The organism is Sphingobium sp. ba1, from assembly GCF_000743655.1.
Classification (GTDB): Bacteria; Pseudomonadota; Alphaproteobacteria; order Sphingomonadales; family Sphingomonadaceae; genus Sphingobium.
On the sequence record NZ_JPPQ01000069.1, the window covers coordinates 1222644 to 1243422 of the forward strand.

Below are 20779 nucleotides of genomic sequence, written 5' to 3' on the forward strand. Positions count from 1 at the left end.
TCAACATGGCCGATGTCGCCGAACGTCGCCCAGCCAGCAGCATGATGCGCTTCGCGCGTTTTGTCCGGCGCATTGTGGTAAACGAGACCTGCGCGACCTTCGAAATAGACGGTCCCGGTCTGACCTGCGGCAAGTTCGGATCCATCGTCACCTACGATGTGGATCGTGCAGCCATAGGGTTTCCCAACTGTGCCGGGCCGCTGGAGCCACTCGGCACTGTTGCTATGGGTGAACCCTACGCCCTCTGTGCCCGAATAATATTCGTGGAGAATCGGTCCCCACCACTCGATCATCGAGCGCTTGATATCAGCAGGGCAAGGTGCGCCGGCATGGATCGCGACGCGGTGCGAAGACAGATCATATCGTTTGCGGGCTTCATCCGACAGATCGAGCAGGCGGGCGAACATCGTCGGCACCCATTGGCTGTGGGTAACCTTTTCTTGCTCGATCAGCGCAAGCGCCTGCTCCGCATTGAACTTGAACATCATGACGACGGCGCCGCCGCTACGATGCTGTCCCATTGCAAACCGAAGGGGCGCAGCGTGATAGAGCGGCGCGGGCGACAAAAAGATGCTTTCGCCATCCATGTCGAAGAGGTCGGCAGCGCGGGCGGCGCGGCGCATGTCAGATCCAAGTGGCGCGAAGTCCAGTGCTCTTCGAACGGCTTTTGGTCGTCCGGTAGTACCGGAGGTATAAAGCATGTCGCCGCCCTCAATCGCATCAGGCAACGGTAGATTGGGATCGACGTCATGCGGTACCGCTTCGAACCCTGGCACCGGATCGAGAGTCAGTACGAGCGGCTTTGCGCCGCTCATTATCGCAAGCGCTGCGGATGCTGGTTGCAGAAGCGCCGGATCGAGGACGAGTGCGCGGGCACCGCTATCGTCAAATATATAGGCGAGTTCGATTGGCGTCAGGCGGGTCGCTATGGGGATGAAATAGACGCCGGATCGCTGAGCGGCCCAAGCGGCAACGAAGAAATCGAGCCGGTTACCGATGAGAAGCGCGACGGCGTCGCCGCGAACGATTCCGCTAACGTGGAGACGCTGAGCCAGTGCCAGCGACCGCTGATCGAGCTGGCCATAGGTCAGTCGGCTGCCGTCCTGCGCGATGACGGCATCGCGATCCGGCGAGACGGCAGCAATTGCACCTGGGTGGCCGATCATCTGACCACCTCCTTGCTGAAGTGGCTTGTTTCATTGATGCTCAGGACCTGAAGGTTGCCTAGTCGATCACCCATCAGCCGCGTGATGCTCCCATTGCGGGGCACGAAATTGGCAATACCGGTCAGACCGAGCGCGTGGGCCAGGAGGATGTTAATCGGAAATCCATGGGTAAAGATCGCGACGCGGCGGCCGGCGACGGCGTTAAAAATCGTTTCAAAGCCTCCAAGAACCCGTGCGCGAAACTCCGCTTCGTCATGCCCGTAGTATCGAATTGGGTCGCGCAGAAACTCATCCCACTCACCTGCGGCCTTGATCGCTTCCGGCGAGATGTAGAGATCTTCGCCGTTATCGACCTCGCCAATGTCTGCAAGCTGGGAAATGGGAAGTCCGAGCGCGGCTGCGAGCGGTTCGCCACTCTGCACTGCGCGATGAAGGGTGCTGGCGTAGATAGCATCGATGGGCTCGCGCGCCAGGCGCTCGCATGTCTGTGCGGCCTGTACCCGGCCCGCTTCAGAAAGCGGGGGATTGGAAGCATCTCGGGTGTGAGCATTTTCCGGCAATCCGTGCCGAACAAGTATCAGTTGCACGAGACATTCCCCCCGGTTTCTTCAGGTGTTGCCGCAGTTCCGGCTATCCTGCGCGCATTGGAGAAGCCGCCATCACAGGCCAGGTTGATCCCGTTCACCCATGACGCTTCGGGGGAGAGCAGGAAGGCGATTGCCGCTGCGACCTCGGACGGTTCGCCGTGACGGCCCACGAGGTCAGCGGCAGCCTTCAGCCGGGACGCGCCCATCGACTCCTCAAAATCCTTGAGGATAGGCGTTTCGATAGGCCCGGGGCTGACAGCATTTACCCGGATGCAGCGCGACAGCAGCTTGGCCGACAATGCTGAAACCCAACCATTGGCGAGACTCTTCGATGCGGCATATGCATCGGGGCCGGACAAGGCGGCCAGCCGCCCGGTGATGACTGCGTCATCGCGTAGCAACAGGCTTTGAATTTCATCTGCGGACCAGTTGCAGCGATGCGCAGTGACGCTCGATACCACGACAATCGCGCTGCCGGGCTGAAGCTGGTCGAGAAGCTGGCCGCTCAGAAGGCGAAGAGCAACGATATTGACTGCGGCTATCCGTTCGGAAGAGGCGGTGCCCGGCAAACCAGCGACATGGGCAATCCCGTCGAGCGGGCCAAGGATGTTCCTTGCCGCCCGCGCGATCGAAGCGGGGTCGCACAGGTCGCAGGATATCCCATCCGGCATCGGTTGGAGATCGAGTGGAATGACGGTTGCACCCTGCTTGCGCAGGTGTTCGCTCAGGCGTGCGCCAATGCCGCTGGCCGCACCGGTTACGACGATACGTCGCGCGTGCATGACCGCGCTCATCGCGACCAGCTCAAGGTCAGGTCGTCATAGCCGGTGAACCAGTTGGAAGCGGCGCGGGTCGATGGCGCCACTACTTCCGCGTGGCGTATCTCCCGAAGGAACTCCTCCAAGAAGATTTTAGCCTCCAGGCGTGCCAAGTGCGCGCCCATGCAGAAATGGGCGCCGACGCCGAAACCAAGATGACGATTGTTTTTTCTGTCGACATGAAACTCGTCAGCGGCATCGAACGCGCGCTCGTCACGGTTGGCCGACGAAAAATAAAGGACGACTTTCGTTCCAGCCTTGATCGGAGTTCCGAACAGATCTGCATCTTCGGTCGCGGTGCGCCGCATCTGCAACACGGGCGAAACCCAGCGCGCCATCTCCTCGATCGCCGCGGGAATGAGGCCTGGTTCGTCCCGCAGCTTCGCCAGCTCCGCCGGGCGGTTGAGAATCGCCTCCAAGCCGCCAGTTAAGAGAAACCGTGTCGTCTCATTGCCAGCGACGGTTAGCACCATGAAATAGGCATCTAGCTCTTCTTGTGACAGCGTCGCGCCGCCGACATCAGCGTTGACGAGGACGCTAGCGATGTCGTCGCCGGGGTTCGCGCGCTTCTCGGCGGCGAGCTCGCGGAAATAGTCGAATAGATGGTGTCGGGCGTCGGCCTGCACCACATCGGTTGCGGTGACGTCGCTCATCGTGTTGGCCCAATGAACGAGATCCTGCTGACGGTTCGCGGGTACGCCGAGCACCTCCGCGAACACGATCATTGGGACGGCGACCGCGATTCTCTCGACGAAGTCAAAGGGCTGGTTCTGAGGAACAGCGTCGATGAGGTCCCGAACGATCTCTCGAATTCGACCTTCCCTCTGCTCCAGCAAAGAGCGACGGAACGCACCTACACCCGGTGCACGGAGGCGGCCGTGAATGGGTTGGTCGGCATTGTGAACGCTCGGAGCGCCATGTCCCTCGGCCCGCTTGTCGCGGATCTGCGTCCCTTTGCTATTGATAAAATGCAGATGGTCCCGACCGACGGCGGAGACATGATCATAGCGCGTCAGCGCGTAGAATCCGACGCTATCCGGGCCTTCGTTAAAGTGGACAGGATCTTCGTCGCGCAGCTTGCGGAAGAGCTCCTGATCAGTCTTTGAGGTGTAGTGGGTGAGGTCGAGCAGATCGACGTTGTGAGCCTGGATCATCGGCGAGCTTCCTCCACCGTCAGATCCGGCTCAGCAGTCGCACCGCCGAAGATGCTGCGAAACCAAATGATGCCGCAAATCTGGCCGAGTTCGTCGAGCCTTTCAGGCGACGGGCGCTGCTCGGCCAAGCCGATATGAACATACGCCAGTTGCTCGATCATCGACCCCAGCGACTCCGCCATCAGCGACACATCCATTGCCGGATCGATCGAGCCTTTGGCCTGAAGCTTCTGCATCCACAGACGATTGCGCTCGATGAACGGAACGCGCATCTCCAACCACGTTTCGAGGAACCTGCTCGGCCCAGGCTTGGCGGCGGCTTCGCGGGCGACCCGGAGCATATCGCGATGCTCCGCGTAGGTATGAAAGAAGCTCGCATTGTAGTCGATCATCTCGCCAAGCATGCCCCCTGCGCTTGATGGCTTCTGGCGGCGCACCGGTCGGCGCAGGCCTTGGTGAAGCTCGTCCAAGACGGCATGCAACAGGTCGTCTTTATCGGTGAAGTGGCGGTAGAAATTGCCATGGCTCACGCCTGCGAGCTTCGCGACATCGGCAACGCGCGCGATCTCATAGCCATATGCGGAGAAGGCCTTGCGCCCTGCGTCGATCAACTTTGCTCGCGTTATGGCGCCGCGGCGGGTCGGCGCGATCGGCTTTGTTGGGCGATCTGTGTCGCTCATTTCTCAGGCTTCCCTCTCGTCGAATCATGAGGCTGACGGTTGCGCTCAATTGCAAACGTGATATCAGTGTCATGTTTCGAGTCAAACAAGAAAATGGAGAGGAATGATCGTGAAGGACAAAGTGGCGATCGTAACGGGCGGGACCGGCGGTATCGGAGGCGCTGTCGCCGAACTCTTTTTAGAAAGAGGCGCGAAGGTCATCATAACGGGCAGAAATCAGGAAAAGCTCGACGAGGCGGCGGCCAGGCTCTCAAGCTTCGGATCGATCATTGCAATCCGTGCCGACGTGTCGGTTGAGGCCGACACCGCAATGGTCGCAGCGCTAGCCATCGAGAAATTTGGTCGGCTCGACATTCTCGTGGCTAACGCTGGCGCGGAAGGCGCCGTAAAGCCGCTCCTGTCCCTTTCATCGCAGGAGTTTTCGGAAGTTCAGCACACGAACATCACCGGCACATTCAACAGCATAAAGCACGCCGCTTTGGTGATGAAAAATAGCGGAGCAATAGTGGCGACGGGATCGGTGGCTAGTACGATCGGGGTCGCTGGCCTGGCGTCATATACAGCAAGCAAACACGCCATTGCCGGCCTTGTCAAAGTCGCGGCGATCGAGCTGGCGACCAGCAACATCCGCGTCAACGCCGTCGCACCGGCTCCCATAGACAATGAGATGATGCGCTCGATCGAACGGCAGGCAATTCCTGATGCCGATCTTGAATCTGCGAAAGCGTATTTTGCGTCGCTGAACCCGATGCAACGCTACGGGCGTAACGACGAAGTGGCTCGCGCGATCGCGTTTTTGGCAAGTGATGAAGCAAGTTTCATCACGGGGGTTGTCCTGTCCGTAGATGGCGGCCTCGTCATTCAATGATGGGCTGCGCAGGTGAAGCTTTCTTCCACCATGGACGCGGAGCTTTGCGGCCCCGCCGAACGGATGGGGTGCGGGAAGAATCACGGCGCTACACGTGCATTCAATGAACTTCGGAAATCGCACCCTTCGGGAACAAATACAGATGGCTGAAACATAATGGTGAGCTTTTCTTTTGATCTGAGTGGACGCACGGCCCTTGTGACCGGTGCATCGTCCGGTATCGGACGCCGTTTCGCGCGCCTCCTCGCTGCATCCGGCGCGAGGGTCGTTGTTGGTGCGCGCCGCATTTCCCTGCTTGACGATCTGTGCGCAGAAATTCGCAGCGAAGGCGGTGAGGCCGCCGCGGTCGCAATGGATGTGGGCGACGAGCTATCCACCATCGCCGCTTTCGACGCGGCAGAAGGTGTATTCGGGAGTGTCGATACGGTCGTCGTGAATGCCGGTATCAGCCCGGCCGGCAGCGCTCTCGGATTGGCGGTTGACGATTTTGACGCCACGATGGCGATCAATGTGCGGGGTGCATTTTTAAGCGCTCGCGAGGGCGCACGTCGCATGGTCGCCGCAGGGACCGCCGAAACCGGTCGAGGCCGGATAGTCCTCATCGGTTCGGTGACAGGCCATCACACTTTTCCGGGAATTGTTTCCTACGGAGCCTCGAAGGCGGCCGTGGCACAGATGGGAAAATTGCTCGCCAAGGATTGGGCGAACAAAGGTATCAATGTGAACACCATAGCGCCCGGCTACATGGCGACCGACATGACCAACTCGCTGTGGGAAATTGAGAAGGGTCGTAAGCTGATCGAGGGGTTTGCGCGGCAACGTCTCATGGATGTCGACGCCCTCGATCCCATGCTTCTCTATCTCTGCTCCGATGCCAGCGCACCGGTGACGGGCGGTCTTTTCACAATCGACGACGGTCAAACACTGTGACCGTATCTCTTATTTAAGGATTATTTTATGGATGTAGCGGGGATAGCTGCGATAGTGACAGGTGGCGCTTCTGGTCTTGGTGGCGCAACTGCCGCCCGGCTGGCAAAGGCGGGCGCTAGAGTCACGATTTTCGACATGAATGCGGACCTCGGATCCGCGCATGCCGCTGCGATCGGCGGTGCATTCATAGCGGTCAATGTCTCCGATGAGGATCAGGTTCGCGACGCTGTGGCGAGAGCTGAAGCACTCCACGGTGTCGCGCGCGTCCTTGTGAACTGCGCTGGCATTGGGACGCCGGCAAAAGTGATCGATCGCGAAGGAAAAGCGCTCGCGCTTGGCGACTTTGCCCGCACGGTCTCGGTGAACCTCATGGGAACATTCAACGTACTCTCCAAGTTCGCTGAACGGCTGCATGGCGCGCCGCAGGTTGGTGAAGAGCGCGGCGTGATTATCAACACAGCCAGCGTCGCAGCCTTTGATGGCCAGATCGCGCAAGCCGCATATGCCGCTTCGAAGGGCGGTATCGTCGGTATGACGCTGCCAGTTGCGCGCGAACTCGCACGCTATGGCATCCGGGTCATGACGATAGCGCCCGGCATCTTCTGGACGCCCCTTCTGGCAGCATTGCCTCAAGAGGCTCTAGATTCGCTCGGGAAGCAGGTCCCGTTCCCGAGCCGTCTCGGCCAGCCGGACGAATATGCCCAATTGGTGCAGAGCATTATCGCGAACCCCATGTTGAACGGCGAAACGATCCGCCTGGACGGCGCAATCCGGATGGCGCCCAAGTGAGCGGAGTGGGGAAAGAAAGAGCGGGCGAGATCGCGGCTCGGGTCGAAGATTTTGTCCGCGGGCAGATCATTCCTTACGAAACGGACGAGCGGCGTGACCATCATGGCGCGCCAACGGACGAACTTGTGGGCGAGATGCGCGTCAAGGCAAAGGCCGCACAAGTCCTCACGCCGCATATTCTCGGCGACGGCGCACATCTCTCGCAACGGGAGACAGCCTTGGTGCTGATCAAGTCCGGATTATCGCCGTTGGGGCCGCTCGCGGTGAACACCATGGCACCAGATGAGGGCAACATGTTTCTCATCGGAAAAGTCGGTACGGAAGAGCAGAAAGCCCATTTTCTCGCGCCGATGATCGCAGGCGATGCCCGATCAGCGTTCCTCATGACCGAGCCTTGGGAAGATGGCGGTGCTGGCTCCGATCCGTCGATGATGAAGACCACGTGTCATCTCGACGGCAATCATTGGGTCATCAACGGACGGAAAAGGTTCATCACAGGCGCGCAGGGCGCCAAGGTTGGGATCGTGATGGCCAAGTCGGAAGACGGCGCCTGCATGTTCCTCGTTGATTTACCCGATCCTGCCATCAGGATCGAGCGCGTACCCAACACAATCGATACCTCCATGCCAGGCGGCCACGCAGAGATAGCGATAGACGGGCTGCGGGTCCCAACCGACCAGATGCTCGGGCATTCGGGCGAGGGCTTCAAATACGCCCAGATAAGATTGTCGCCTGCGCGACTGTCGCACTGCATGCGATGGCTGGGATCGTGCATTCGTGCCCATGAGATAACGACCGAATATGCCTGCCGCCGCCAGGCTTTCGGGAAGGCGCTTGTTGACCATGAGGGTGTGGGCTTCATGCTGGCCGAAAACATGATCGACCTGCAACAGGCTGAGTTGATGATCCTGTGGTGCGCCGACGTGCTTGATGGTGGCTCCCTTGGCACCGTCGAAAGCTCGATGGCGAAGGTCGCGGTTTCAGAAGCGCTGATGCGGGTCGCGGACAGGTCGGTCCAGGTCATGGGCGGCACCGGCGTTAGTGGCGATACTATCGTAGAGCAGGTCTTCAGAGAGATACGCGCTTTCAGGATCTACGATGGCCCGACTGAAGTTCACAAATGGTCGCTGGCGAAGAAGATCAAGCGCGACTGGGGCAAGGCCCAGTCATGAGCGCCGCAGGACAAGACGCCAATCTCGGTACGACTCCGGTCCGTGCGGGCTACGAGTTTGATGAGCTATCGCTTGCGCGCTGGATGGAGTGCAACATCGATGGTTTCGTCGGGCCTCTCAGCGTCGAACAATTCAAAGGTGGGCAGTCCAACCCAACCTACAAGCTCAGTGCGGCCAGTGGCAGTTATGTTCTCAGGCGCAAGCCTCCGGGCCAGCTGCTCAAAGGCGCGCACGCGATCGAGCGGGAAGCTAGAGTTCTGCAAGCGCTCGGCGGTGCGGGTTTCCCGGTTGCGCGGGTACACGGGATTTGCACCGACGAAGCGATAATCGGCACTTGGTTCTATGTGATGGACATGGTCGAGGGCCGCATTTTCTGGGATGCCACTATCCCGGAAGTGGATGCTGCTGACCGACCTGCCTATTTCGACGCGATGAATGCGACAATCGCGCATCTGCACTTGCTCGATGCCGACACCATCGGTCTCGGCGACTATGGCCGGCCCGGTAATTATTTCGCGCGCCAGATCAGTCGCTGGTCGCAGCAATATCTCGACGATAGGGATGCCGGGCGGGATTCCAACATGGACCGGCTGGTCGAATGGCTTCCTGCCAATATCCCCGTCGATGAGAATGAGGAAGTGAGCGTCGTTCATGGCGACTTCCGCATCGACAATATGATTTTCCATCCCACCGAGCCAAGGGTTGTGGCCGTTCTTGACTGGGAACTCTCTACACTGGGTCATCCGCTCGCTGACTTCGCCTACCATGCCATGATGTACCATATGCCCTCGCACATCGTGGCGGGGCTGGCAGACGCGGACCTCGGAACCCTCAATATTCCTTCCGAAGATGCTTATATCGAGGCCTATTGCCGCCGCACTGGTCGCGCAGAAATCCCCGGCTATCGTTTCGCGCTGGCATTCAACTTTTTCCGGCTCGCGGCAATTTTCCACGGCATCAAAGGCAGGGCGATCCGCGGAACGGCGGCATCTGCGCAGGCCCAAGAGCGCGCCGCTGCCTTTCCCGAACTCGCGGCACTCGCCGTCGCCCAAATTTCTGGAGGATCATGACCATGGCTGAAGCCTATATTGTCGAAGCATTGCGCACCGCCGGCGGACGTCGAAATGGAAGACTTTCCGGCGTCCATCCTGCGGACCTCGCCGGTGACGTCCTGTCGAGCCTCGTCGCACGAACAGGCGTAGATCCTGCGGCGATCGAGGACGTCATCCTCGGTTGCGTGACGCAGGTGGGCGAGCAATCCTTCGCGTTCGCCCGAAATGCCGTACTTGCCTCAACGCTGCCGACCACCGTTCCGGCTGTGACCATTGATCGGCAGTGCGGCAGTTCGCAACAGGCTGTCCAGTTTGCTGCGCAAGCGGTGCTGTCCGGGACACAGGACGTCGTTATCGCAGCCGGCGCTGAAAGCATGTCCCGCGTGCCGATGTTCTCCAATCAGTCCGCCGGAAGCCCTGTGAGCGATCGGATACGCAAGCGTTTCGGCGTTGAGGGGTTCAGCCAGTTCGAGGGTGCGGAGATGATGGCCCGTAAATATGGCTATGATCGCGAGACGCTCGACCGCTTCGCGCTTCACAGTCATCAACTTGCGGCAGCGGCGATCGCAGTCGGCGCCTTCGACCGCGAGATTGTGCCAATCTCGGTCGACACGCCCGACGGTCCATCGGTCCATCTGGTTGATGAAGGCGTCCGGGCTGATTCCACGCTCGAGAAAATCGGATCGGTCAAAACACTGATCGAGGGAGGCTTGATCACCGCTGCCAATGCTAGCCAGATCTGCGACGGCGCGTCAGCCCTGCTGATCGTCAGTGAGCAGGCGCTGAAGGCGCACGGGTTAACGCCGATCGCCCGTATCCATGCAATGGTTGTGACCGCCGGTGATCCGATCATCATGCTCGAAGAGCCAATCACGGCCACGCAACGGCTGCTTGAGCGGTCGGGGCTGTCGATCGCCGATATTGACCTTTATGAGGTAAACGAGGCCTTCGCCCCCGTGCCGCTTGCGTGGCTCGACGTTCTTCAGGCAGACCCCGAGCGTCTCAACGTCCATGGTGGGTCGATTGCCCTTGGCCACCCACTTGGCTCTTCAGGCACCAAGTTGATGTCGACATTGGTGCATGCCCTTCGCCGACATGGAAATCGCTATGGCCTGCAGACGATGTGCGAAGCCGGCGGCATTGCAAACGCCATGATCATCGAAGCGCTGTAAGCCCCGGAGAGCGAATAATGCCCAATATCACTGTCGTTTTGCGAGATGAGTCGCGCCGCACCGTCGAAGGCGTTGTTGGCATCTCGGTCATGGAAGCCATCCGGGATGCCGGCATTGACGAGATGCTCGCGCTATGCGGCGGCTGCTGCTCGTGCGCGACCTGCCATGTCATCGTAGAGAACGGGGCTGGCAATTTTGCCGCGATCGGCGAGGATGAGAATGATCTGCTCGACTCCTCGGACCATCGCACTGATCGCTCTCGGCTTTCATGCCAGTTGATCGTGGCGGATACTGCAGAAGACATTGTGGTACGCATCGCTCCGGAGGATTGAGCCAGTCACTAGCGTGATGAAAACATGGGACGTGGAGTAAGGGCCTTGGAAATCAACGACGTTGCAACTGGAGGCTGTCTGTGCGGTCGGGTCTCATATCGGCTCGCCAAGGACCCACTTCTCACTGCGATCTGCCATTGCACCCATTGTCAGAAACAAAGTGGTGCTGCTTTTTCGGTAAATTTGGTCGTCCAAGCTGCCGACCTCGTGATCGCTGGTGACATGGCGTCTTTCGAGGACAGAGGTGACAGCGGGAACATGATTCACCGGCGATTCTGCGCATCGTGCGGCTCCCCGATAATCACCGTGCCGGTAGGCAAACCAGGCATTGTCTACCTCAAGGCCGGCACTCTCAATGACACATCAGGCATCGATCCCGCGGTTCAAATCTGGTGCTCTAGCGCGCAATCATGGTGGCCACCCGAGACTGAGCTTACGGCATTCGATCAGAATATGCCGGGCTAGATCGGCTTTCCTCGTCGACGCGGTGATCCTCTGCTTCTGCATGGTCGGGCACCGACAAGGGCGGAGACATCCTTTTCAAGCTCCTCCTCCAACTCCGACTGGAGGACAGGCAATACAAACGTCCTCTGCAAGATCACAGCGATCAGCAGGCTATCCTCTTCCCTAAATGGGGGCTTCAAGGTCGAGTGCTATTGCGAAGACGAACCCCTAGTGGGCAGGTGGGGTCATCGTCAGCACCGCTTTTACGATCCTTCCGGCATGTTGATCTTCGACCGCCTGATTGATCTGCTCAAACGGATAGAGCGTGATGAGCTTGTCAAAGGGAAAACGTCCATCGCGATAATGCGATATCAGCTCGGGGATGAAGCTGTCAGGCTGACTATCGCCTTCTATAATACCCTTGATGGTATAGCCGAACATCAAGACTGTGGATGCCAGGCCTGGCAGTCGTTGCTCAGGATTTGACGGCACGCCGAGCAGGCCCAAGGTCCCATGGGGGCGGAGTGATCCCAGCGCACTCTCCATAACCTGACCGGCGCCGGTGGTATCGAGCGCATAGTCTGCCCCAGCACCCGTGATTCCGCGAACAAACTTCGTCACCTTCTGGGCGGATGGATCAACAACGTGAGTCGCGCCAAGTTCTAGCGCGAGAGTCCGGCGTGCCGGCATCGGGTCCGAGACGATAATTGTCGAACAGCCGGCGATTACTGCGCCCAATACAGCGCTGAGGCCGACTGATCCGCCGCCGAAAATGACGAGTGATGAGCCGGGCGGGCATGCGAGTGCTCGCAACACAGCACCAGCACCTGTCTGCACACCGCATCCGAGCGGGCCAAGCAGCTTGAGCGGTATATCCCGGTCGACCTTTACCACATTCGTCTCGTAAGCAATGGCATAGGTCGCAAACGAGGATTGGCCAAAGAAGTTGCTCGATACTGGCCCGTCCTGGTTGTGGATCGCTTTCGATCCATCAACCCTGCAGCCGGTATAGTTGAGGGCGAGCGCCTGCTCGCAATAGGTAGGCTCTCCGGCGAGGCAGCGCGTGCACGTACCACAAGAGCGGAAGCTCAAGACAACGTGATCGCCAGGAGCAACTTTTGTCACTGCCGAACCGGTCTTCACGACGATGCCGGCACCTTCATGGCCCAGAACCGCTGGCAAGGGTACGGGCAGGATCTGGTCTCGCGCCACGATGTCCGTGTGACACAATCCCACAGCTTCGATCTGCACAAGGATTTCGTCGGCGCGAGGCTCGTCCAGATCCACTTCTGAAATCTCAAATTGATGCTTGGGAAGAACGGCAAGAGCGGCGGTGATTTTCATTGGACAGGACCTCAGCTGATTTTGACGACGATCTGCCACGTGCCTGCGATCCTGACCCTAGCCGAAAGGAGGGCAAATGATCTTGCAGAAGTTTATCTATTCGCATAAATAAAGATTCGGAGGATAGAATGGGAAGAGTCGGAGTTCGCCTGGATGAACGTGGCCGGGTCGCCGCGCGGGAGAGGTTGCTCGAGGCGACCAGCACCCTGCTCAGCGAGCGCGACACGCTTGATGTTTCTCTCAATGAGATCGCCGTGCGCTCCGGACTTAATCACGGGCTAGTGAACTATTATTTCAAGGGAAAAGAAGGCCTCCTCTTGGCGCTTCTCGAGCGCGACGCTGCGAAAGCACTGCATGAGCTCGAATATCTCGTCGGCCAAGAAATCGCGCCTCTAAGAAAGCTCGAGCTTCATATCAGAGGTGTCATAAATGTCTATTTCCGCTATCCCTATATAAATCGACTAATCAATGTTTTGCAGTCGAGTAATGCTGAAACTGCTGGTGAACTGGCTCGAATTTTTATAGCTCCATTACAGAAGTTTCAAAAGCAGATCATTGACGAATGCGTCCGTTCGAACGACATTCGTTCGCTAGATCCAGCATTATTTTACTATACCGTGATCGGTGCTTGCGAGTTTCTTTTCCATTCTCGCAACACACTTCCGTATCTATCCGGTTCGACGGAGATTACGGTACAGCTAAAGGAAGAATACGCCGATCATCTCGTGCGTTTCCTGTTGGACGGACTCAAAACCAGAAACGAGCAGCCCGCATAGAGGCGGCCGAGGAGTAGGATCATGCTCAAGACCAAGGTGAGACCGGTGGACCCCGTCCACATGTCTACACCGCACGCGGCGAACGAGACTGTCGGAAAGCCGATCGAAGCCTTCGTACCGACACGGGCATTTGCCCGGCTGCGAGCAGGGAGGGCCGGTGTCACCATTCTTTCCGCCCCACCGGGCTATGGCAAGACGACGCTTCTGCGCGCGCACGCCCAACAAGTTACGTGCGCAGGGGGCGTGATCGCTTGGTGCCCGTTGGATCGCATGGTGGCTGGCTCGCCACTAAGCGACAACGCCGACATCATCTTCATCGATGACGCCCATGACGCGGATCCGCGAAAGGTCGCGAGGCTCGTTCGAACGATTACCTCAAGCGACGCGGCACAGCGGTTCGTGATCGCAACGAGGACGCTGCCTGACATGGACTGGGTTGCACTCGTTGCGAAAGGCAGGGTCGAGATTCTCGACGTGGAGGCGCTCACGCTCGACGAGAGTGAGGTCGCTGCGATGTTGGAGATTTATGCCGGCAAGGCGCCAAGCGTCGAACAAGCGCGCAAGGTATCGCGCTGGATTGATGGATGGCCGATCGCCGCGCAGTGTTACGGCATGCTGGCGCGGCGGCGGGGCGGATGGTCTAGAGTCGATATCAGAGAGGTCTATCCGCGTGAGGAGCTCGGCCAGTATCTCAACGAGAGCATCTATGTGGAGTTGGACGATGCCATGCGTCGTTTTCTCTTCGATCTGGCAGATCTCGGACGATTCTCGCCTGCCATGCTGACAGATGTCATGGATCCCTCCGCGGAACTTTTGCTTCAGCGCGCACGGCTTGAAAACGTGATGATCGTGGCAGCGTGCGGCGGAGGGGACTGGCTGCGCCTTCATGGCGTGTTTCAGACGTTTCTGGACACCAGGAAGCGTCAGGCCGGCGCGAGCAAGAGCATTTCGCTGCTTCGCGCTGCGTCAGCTTGGTGTGAGCGTAAAGGCGCCATCTGCGAAGCGGTCGATTATGCTCTCGAAGCCGGAGATCTCGACCGCGCGCATGACCTGCTCGTCGGGAACGCGGCCTTCATCGTCCATGGGCTTGGCGAGTTGCCAAGAATGCTGGCCTGGACGGAGCGATTGGAAAAGGCCGGCCAACCGATTTCGATCCCGCTGCGCCTTTGGAAAATATGGGCGCTCGTTCTCGTGCTCCAGATCGACACTGCATGTGCAGACCTTGATATTCTCGACGAGGAAATGCCGCAGGACGCGCCCAGCGCATGGCGCGCACATCGCGATCGGCTGCGTGTCAGCGTGGCGGCACGCGGCGACGACGTGCCACAGCTCATCGAGTTTGCGGACCGGTGGATGTCCCAGTGGGAGCCACTTGACGCGTTCCACACCGCAGCGATCTGCGTCATCAGATCTCTAGCGCACTATCAGATGGGTGATCGCCATGCTGCTAGGCGGGACATGCTGGTGGCACGCCAAAAGGCGGGAGAAGGCGGCGGAGCCTATGGGCAGCTTTGGGTTTCCAAGGCGGAAGCCTATCTCGAGTTCCAGAGCGGGCGGGTGTCACGGGCCCGCGAAATCATACTTTCAGCGCTAAGCAGAGCGGAAGATTTTGAAGGTGTTGCAGCATCGACGATCGGGACGGTCCATCTCCTGGCTGCCCGGATTCTCGTCGAAACCGGCGAGACATGCCTCGCCCGCGAGCATTTGGCGGCAGGACACCTCCACGTCGGCGATAATGGTCTCATCGAAACACATGTTGCAGCGCTTGAGGCCGCGACCCTCCTCGCCGAGGATTCCGATGGGATAGACGCGGCACTTTGTGAGACGACCCATCGTTTGATCAGAGGGCTGCGCTACGCGGTGAAAGCAGATCTGCTGACGATCGCACTGCAACTGCGTCATGGGCGGAGGAAGGAGGCCGCGGAAGATTTTCACACTGCGTTCGCGCGGGCAGATAGCGCATGGCTCCACGTCGCCACAGGTCACCGCGTACCGACGTGGATGGCGCATGAGGTAGAGCAATCGCACGCATGGATCATGCTCGAAGAGGACAGACCACAGGATGCGCTCACAATCGCCTTACGCATGCTACCGTTTGCAGAAGCGGAGGGCCGCGCGCGCGACCATATCACGCTTCTGATGCTGGCAGCGACTTGCTTGCTCATGTTGAGCAAGGCCGTCGACGCAAAGCGCAATCTCGAGCGGGCCATGCGCATCGCTGGAGAGAGAGGGTTTTATCGGACAGCGGTGGACTGCGGATGGGGCCTGACGCAGCTTTTATCGGAGCCAGAGCTTTCATCAGCAACCAGTGGGGCTGCGGCCGACGTGCTGGAACGGTTACGGGCGCGCTATGGATTGCGCGGGGAAGCGGGAGGTGATCAGCTGCCGGCCGACCGCCTCACAGCGCGGGAACTGGAAGTTCTGACTTTGCTCGATAGCGGCCTCACCAGCCAGGCTATCGCAGACCATATCGACCTCGGTCTATCGACGACGAAATGGCACATCCAGAACATTTACAACAAGCTGGGTGTTCGCAACCGCTCGGGCGCTCTCGCGCGCGCCCGACGGTTGGCCATGTTGTGACTGTCAGCCAGCCTTGGCGGGTTTGACCGTGATTGTCTGAGGCATCGTATATTCGAGCAGGCCGCCGAGGCCATTTTCCACGCCAAGGCCCGATTGCTTGTGGCCGGCGAAGGCCTGAAATGGGGAGAGGTGTTGTACCTCGTTAATCCAGACCGTTCCCGTCTCCATGCGGGCTGCGATCGACAACGCCGCATCTGTGTCGGCGGACCAGACCGATCCCGCGAGCCCATATTCCGATGCATTCGCCTTCGCGATCACGTCGTCGATGTCGTTGAACCGGAGCAGCGGCAATATCGGGCCAAACGCCTCTTCCTGCACGACCCGCGAGTTTTCGGGCGGGTTGTCGATAATCGTCACGGGGATGAAGTAGCCGGGCTTGTCGGTCGGGACGTCGCCGCCCGTCAGGAAGCGGTAGCCGGACGATTTGCAGTCATCGATGATGTCAATGACGCGCGCATATTGCTGCTTGTTCTGAACGGGTCCCAGCTGCGTGCCCTGTTCCGATCCATCTCCCATCTTTACCGATTCCGCATAGTCGGCGATGGCACGGCTCAACCGGTCATAGATCGCCTCATGCACATACATCCGCTTGGTCGCGATGCAGATTTGCGCCGAGTTGCGGAAGGCGGCCCAGAACAGGTCCTTTGCTACGGCATCGACATCGACGTCTGGCAGGATGATCGCGGCGTCGTTGCCCCCTAGTTCCAGGGTTACGCGCTTGAGATCAACCGCAGCCGACGCCATCACGCGCTTGCCGGTAGCCGTCGATCCGGTGAAGCTGACTTTATCGATTCCAGGATGAGCCGTGACCATCGGCCCCAACGCATCACCACCGGAGATTATATTCAGTACACCTGCGGGAATGACGTCGCGCAGCAGTTCACCAATCCGCAGCATCGTCAGCGGCGTGAACGGAGACGGCTTCAGGATCATCGTGTTGCCGGCGCGCAGCGCAGGCGCGATCTTCCAGAAAGAGAGCAGTACTGGAAAATTCCAGGGCGAGATTCCGGCAACGACACCGATTGGCACATGACGAGTTTCTGACCGCCGCTCGGCCGTATCCTCGTTGACTTCGACCGGGATCGCCATGTCCGCCATCGAAGATAGCCAGTAAGCCGCCCCCATGACCTCAAACCTCGCTTCGTCATGGGGTTTACCCTGCTCGCTCGTCAGCAGACGCATCAGCTCGTCCGCATTCGCCGCGATCACGCCGGCCGCCGTCTTGAGCACTTGTCCGCGTTCGCTATCGGGCTTTGCGCGCCATGCCGGGAAGGCTGCACGCGCGCTTGCGACCGCCTCGTTCAGTTGGTCCGTCGAACAATCCGGGGCCGAGGCGAATGGCGCGCCTGTCGCGGGGTTGAGGACGCTTATCGCGTCTCCGCCTTCAACGCCCTTGCCGGCAATCGTCATTGAGTAATGTTGCATCGCTTGTCCCTTCAACGGCCAGTCCAGCGCGGTGCGCGCTTTTCGATGAAGGCACGGGGGCCTTCCTGATAATCCTCGGTCAGCGCCAACCGCTTCCCCATGGCGGCGGCGGCGGCTTCGAGTTCGTCTTCCGGGCAATTATAGGCGTCCCGCGCGATCACGAGGCTCTCGCGAACGGCGATCGGGGCGTTGGCGGCAATCGTTTCGGCCAGCGCAAGCGCCTGCGTGACCACCTCGCCCTTGGGGACCACGCGGTTGACGAGACCGAACCCGAGGGCGCGGTCGGCGGTGATCGGCTCGCCCGTCGCGATCAGTTCGAGCGCAATGGCGCGAGGGAGACAGCGCGGCAGGCGATAAAGCCCGCTCGCTAGCGCGGCCAGCCCGCGCTTCACCTCAGGCAGTCCGAACTTCGCGTCGTCGGAAACGACAGACATGTCACAGGAGAGGACGATTTCCGTACCGCCGGCCAGAGCGACGCCGTTCACGGCCGCGATCCACGGCTTTCGACGTGCCGCCCGGACGAAGCCTGCAAAACCGCCGGCGCGTGTAACCAGGTCGCCAATGCGGCCGGCCGAAATCTCCTTGAGATCCGCCCCGGCACAGAAAGCCCGGTCGCCCGCGCCCGTCAACACGACGCAGCGTATATCGTCATCGGCTTCGGTCTCGATTACTGCTTGTTCGATCGCGCGCGCCACTGCACCGTTGATGGCGTTGCGCGCATCGGGGCGATTTATGGTGATCTGCGCCACATGCGGGGTAGGATGGTCAACAAGGATGTCGGTCACGAAAGTCTCCATTCCAAAAGTCCGTCGCCCGCCGTGGTGACGACCCCCCGCGCGCCGACCGGCGAGCGGGCGCTGTCCGTCAGTCGCGCGAGCGTTGCAATATCTTCGGCGGGTACGCGCGCCATGGTGCGATGCCCCTGCGGTGTCCGCACGATCACGATTGCGCGATCGACGGCGCTCTCCCGCCCGTAAAGGATGGTGAAGCTCTCTACCTCGGCGCTGCCGCTATGGCGATCAATGACAAGCGGCACGGGGCCGCGAAGTGCGTTCGCCTGTCCGTCGATGCGGTAATCGGGGGACAGCGCCTCCACCCCCGGCCGGGACGACAGAACTACGGCATGATGCTTAGTGACGAAATCGCCCTGTCCGTAGAGCAGTCCTCTGCCCGATGCGGTCCGCAGCTGTCGCACCATCGCGCATGTCGCGTGCAGCATATAGTTGTTGAACGGTCCTCCGAAGAAAGTGAGGCCGCCGGTGACGGTCGGCGAGACACTTTCGGGCAGGCCAAGCGTTCGGCGCGCCATTTTGGGAACGCAGGGAAAGCAGCTGTACAGTTCAAGATGGTCGAAGGGTCCGTCATTGAGCGCAACGGCAGCGTCCAGCACGACCTGTTGCGAGGGCGATGCATGATAGCTGTCCCGATCCAGATAGTCCTCCGGCTCCTTCGACGCCGCGCCACCGATGATATGCGCCATGGCATCCGGGGCGATACCGAGCGCAAGGGCGCGCGCTTCGGACATCAGGATGACGGCCGCGCCCTGGTTGACGCTGGGGTTGGCGACCATCAGCTTGGGGTATGGCCATGCGACGAGCGGGTTCCTGTCCGAAACAGTTTCGATTTCGTCCGGTGCGACGGGGCGTTGCATCCACGCGTAGGGATTTTTGGAAGCAACGGCGGCGTAACGAGACCACAAGTCGGCGGATTCGCATTGCGCCTCGGCAGGCGTGAGGTGCCAAGCATGCAGCGACGCATTTTCGAACAGAGGATAGATGTATGTCGGCTGCGCGATCCCGTGCGCACGGCCCATTGCGGACACCATCTCCTCGACACGCCATGGATGTTCCATGACGCGCGCCTTGGCCGCCCAGGGCAGGTCTACACCCGCCCGGCGCGCCTTTTGCACCGTGCTGCGTGCTTCCCCGCCACATACAAGTGCGACCTGCGACTCTCCGCTGACTATGCGAAGCGCGGCATCGTGGAGCAGCCTGAGCGGACTCTCCCCACCGCCCGGATGATAGACTGCCCGCCGCGGATGGATTGCCAGACGTTCACAAAGCCTGCGCGCCGTGTCTTCGTACCGCCAGGTGATCTGGTGGACCACCTCTACCGCGTCGATCAGGGAGAGAAGGTCAGCGCCGCTATCCTGCGCTGCACGGCGGGCCGCAGCGGCCATCAGGTCGAGCGGGTCCAGTCCCAGCGCCGGATCCGCAGGCCGGTCCCTGATCTCCCCGATCCCGACGATGACGACATTGGTCATGCGGCCGCGTCCGACGCCTTGTCCATGCCGATGTCCGAGAGAATTTCGGCCGTATGCTCGCCAAGGCGGGGCGGGTCGCGACGCACCGTGGCAGGCGTCGCGCTGAAACGCACCGGATGGCGCAGGGAAATATAGGTCCCTTCGCTCGCATGATCACGCTTCTCGAAAAAGCCCACCGCATTGAGATGCTCGTCGTCCAGCACCTCATCCAGGCGGTTCACTTTCATGCACGGGACATTGCGCTCGGTCAGCGCAGTCACCCATTCGAGGGTGGTCTTGGTCTTCGCGACCTCCTCGATCATCGCATAGATTTCGCTGATGTTCTCCGTACGCAGGGCATAGGTCGCATAGCGGGGATTTTTGGTGAAGGTGCCAGGCGGCAGGCCTCCGATTTCGAAGAAATCGTCCCATTGCGAGTCCGAATAGGGAAGGATTGCCAGATAGCCGTCCTTGGTCGGGTAAGGCTTGCGATTGGGATTGAAGACGCGGCTGTATCCGTAATTGCCCGTAGGTGGCTCGAATGTGTGGCCGTAGAGGTTTTCGCTCATGTTAAAGTAGCTGAAGCACTCGAACATGGGCACCTCGACAAACTGGCCCTCGCCCGAGCGCTCTCGGTGAAATAAGGCTGCCATTGTCGCGTAAGCGCCGAACAAGCCGGAGGATTTGTCGGCAATTAACGAGGGCTGGTAGCGCGGCGCGGGATCGCCATCCACCCGACTTAAGAGATCGGTACCACCAGCGGCAGCTTGGATCAGGTCGTCATAAGCCTGCTTTTTAGCGTAAGGCCCCTCCGATCCGTAGCCTGAGCAATGCACGTAGACGATGTCCGGCTTCAGGGCCTTCACACCGCCATAGCCGAAGCCAAGCTTCTCGAGCCCCCCCATTCTCACATTCGTGATGAAAATGTCGGCGTCGGCGATCAAGCGGCGCAGCGCTTCCCGGCCGTCCTCCTTTTTAAGGTCCAGAAGCACCGACCGCTTGTTGCGGTTGTAGTGCATGAAGATCGGCCCCATCGCCGGAGTCCTAGCCGACTTACCGGTATACCGGAAAATGTCGCCCCCATTGTCCGCTCGCGTGCCTGGTGCCTCGACTTTGATGACATCGGCACCGAGATCACCAAGGATCTGCGAGGTATAGGCACCGAACAGGACGCTGGTCATATCGACCACACGAATGCCGTCTAATGCACCTGGAGTAGCAATGGGGGCGGTCACGATCACCTCG

General features: G+C 59.9%; 20 protein-coding genes. 10 read left to right on the forward strand and 10 right to left on the reverse strand.

Annotated elements, in window-relative coordinates; all coding sequences use genetic code 11:
* The 5 genes from IL54_RS08975 to IL54_RS08995 form a co-directional block, all read right to left on the reverse strand.
* A partial coding sequence (locus IL54_RS08975) for an AMP-binding protein (RefSeq protein WP_037478199.1) occupies nt 1-1166 on the reverse strand: 1166 nt, incomplete at its 3' end.
* On the reverse strand, nt 1163-1753 hold the full coding sequence (locus tag IL54_RS08980; RefSeq protein ID WP_037474949.1) for a histidine phosphatase family protein: 591 nt from the start codon (nt 1751-1753) through the stop codon (nt 1163-1165). The genes IL54_RS08980 and IL54_RS08975, both read right to left, overlap by 4 nt.
* Nucleotides 1744-2535 (reverse strand): SDR family oxidoreductase, encoded by a 792-nt coding sequence (locus IL54_RS08985; protein ID WP_202807664.1) that lies wholly within the window; start codon nt 2533-2535, stop codon nt 1744-1746. The genes IL54_RS08980 and IL54_RS08985 overlap by 10 nt, the downstream gene beginning before the upstream one ends.
* Before the next feature lie 8 nt (nt 2536-2543).
* The gene (locus tag IL54_RS22900; RefSeq protein WP_037474951.1) at nt 2544-3725 is read right to left on the reverse strand and encodes a cytochrome P450; all 1182 of its coding nucleotides are present in this window, start codon (nt 3723-3725) and stop codon (nt 2544-2546) included.
* Nucleotides 3722-4405 (reverse strand): TetR/AcrR family transcriptional regulator, encoded by a 684-nt coding sequence (locus IL54_RS08995; RefSeq protein WP_052027619.1) that lies wholly within the window; start codon nt 4403-4405, stop codon nt 3722-3724. The genes IL54_RS22900 and IL54_RS08995 overlap by 4 nt, the downstream gene beginning before the upstream one ends.
* A 103-nt stretch (nt 4406-4508) precedes the next feature.
* Between IL54_RS08995 and IL54_RS09000 the strand changes: the two genes are divergently transcribed.
* From IL54_RS09000 to IL54_RS09035, 8 genes are all read left to right on the forward strand, one after another.
* Nucleotides 4509-5273 (forward strand): SDR family NAD(P)-dependent oxidoreductase, encoded by a 765-nt coding sequence (locus IL54_RS09000; RefSeq protein WP_037474953.1) that lies wholly within the window; start codon nt 4509-4511, stop codon nt 5271-5273.
* A gap of 156 nt (nt 5274-5429) precedes the next feature.
* A complete protein-coding gene (locus IL54_RS09005) occupies nt 5430-6203 on the forward strand; it encodes an SDR family NAD(P)-dependent oxidoreductase (RefSeq protein ID WP_037474955.1) in 774 nt (257 codons plus the stop codon).
* 27 nt (nt 6204-6230) lie between these two features.
* Nucleotides 6231-6992: an SDR family NAD(P)-dependent oxidoreductase gene (locus tag IL54_RS09010; protein ID WP_037474958.1), complete on the forward strand. Its 762-nt coding sequence runs from the start codon at nt 6231-6233 to the stop codon at nt 6990-6992.
* Nucleotides 6993-6997: 5 nt separating this feature from the next.
* Nucleotides 6998-8164 carry an acyl-CoA dehydrogenase family protein gene (locus tag IL54_RS09015; protein ID WP_037478205.1) on the forward strand — a complete coding sequence of 389 codons (1167 nt, stop codon included), beginning with the start codon at nt 6998-7000 and terminating at the stop codon, nt 8162-8164.
* Nucleotides 8161-9234 (forward strand): phosphotransferase, encoded by a 1074-nt coding sequence (locus IL54_RS09020; RefSeq protein ID WP_037474960.1) that lies wholly within the window; start codon nt 8161-8163, stop codon nt 9232-9234. Before IL54_RS09015 ends, IL54_RS09020 begins: the two co-directional genes overlap by 4 nt.
* 2 nt (nt 9235-9236) lie before the next feature.
* Nucleotides 9237-10388 carry an acetyl-CoA C-acetyltransferase gene (locus IL54_RS09025; protein ID WP_037474962.1) on the forward strand — a complete coding sequence of 384 codons (1152 nt, stop codon included), beginning with the start codon at nt 9237-9239 and terminating at the stop codon, nt 10386-10388.
* A 17-nt stretch (nt 10389-10405) separates the two neighbouring features.
* Entirely contained in the window at nt 10406-10720 is a 315-nt protein-coding gene (locus tag IL54_RS09030; protein ID WP_037474964.1) for a 2Fe-2S iron-sulfur cluster-binding protein, read from the forward strand.
* 24 nt (nt 10721-10744) lie between these two features.
* Entirely contained in the window at nt 10745-11185 is a 441-nt protein-coding gene (locus IL54_RS09035) for a GFA family protein (protein WP_052027620.1), read from the forward strand.
* A gap of 207 nt (nt 11186-11392) precedes the next feature.
* Here IL54_RS09035 and IL54_RS09040 read toward each other — a convergent pair whose 3' ends face one another.
* Nucleotides 11393-12508 carry an NAD(P)-dependent alcohol dehydrogenase gene (locus IL54_RS09040; RefSeq protein WP_037474966.1) on the reverse strand — a complete coding sequence of 372 codons (1116 nt, stop codon included), beginning with the start codon at nt 12506-12508 and terminating at the stop codon, nt 11393-11395.
* Between the two features lie 128 nt (nt 12509-12636).
* Here IL54_RS09040 and IL54_RS09045 point away from each other — a divergent pair, with 128 nt between their 5' ends.
* Together IL54_RS09045 and IL54_RS09050 are read left to right on the forward strand one after the other, a co-directional pair.
* Nucleotides 12637-13284 (forward strand): TetR family transcriptional regulator, encoded by a 648-nt coding sequence (locus IL54_RS09045; RefSeq protein WP_052027621.1) that lies wholly within the window; start codon nt 12637-12639, stop codon nt 13282-13284.
* 21 nt (nt 13285-13305) lie between these two features.
* The gene (locus IL54_RS09050; RefSeq protein WP_037474968.1) at nt 13306-15867 is read left to right on the forward strand and encodes a LuxR C-terminal-related transcriptional regulator; all 2562 of its coding nucleotides are present in this window, start codon (nt 13306-13308) and stop codon (nt 15865-15867) included.
* A gap of 3 nt (nt 15868-15870) precedes the next feature.
* On the opposite strand, the gene IL54_RS09055 is transcribed toward IL54_RS09050, so the two are convergent.
* The 4 genes from IL54_RS09055 to IL54_RS09070 are packed head-to-tail and all read right to left on the reverse strand — an operon-like array spanning nt 15871 to nt 20769.
* Nucleotides 15871-17277 (reverse strand): aldehyde dehydrogenase family protein, encoded by a 1407-nt coding sequence (locus tag IL54_RS09055; RefSeq protein ID WP_237748827.1) that lies wholly within the window; start codon nt 17275-17277, stop codon nt 15871-15873.
* Nucleotides 17278-17303: 26 nt separating this feature from the next.
* Nucleotides 17304-18077: an enoyl-CoA hydratase-related protein gene (locus tag IL54_RS09060; RefSeq protein ID WP_081913047.1), complete on the reverse strand. Its 774-nt coding sequence runs from the start codon at nt 18075-18077 to the stop codon at nt 17304-17306.
* A complete protein-coding gene (locus tag IL54_RS09065; RefSeq protein WP_037474973.1) occupies nt 18074-19555 on the reverse strand; it encodes an acetyl-CoA acetyltransferase in 1482 nt (493 codons plus the stop codon). Before IL54_RS09065 ends, IL54_RS09060 begins: the two co-directional genes overlap by 4 nt.
* Entirely contained in the window at nt 19552-20769 is a 1218-nt protein-coding gene (locus tag IL54_RS09070; protein ID WP_037478210.1) for a CaiB/BaiF CoA transferase family protein, read from the reverse strand. The genes IL54_RS09065 and IL54_RS09070 overlap by 4 nt, the downstream gene beginning before the upstream one ends.
* Nucleotides 20770-20779: the final 10 nt, after the last annotated feature.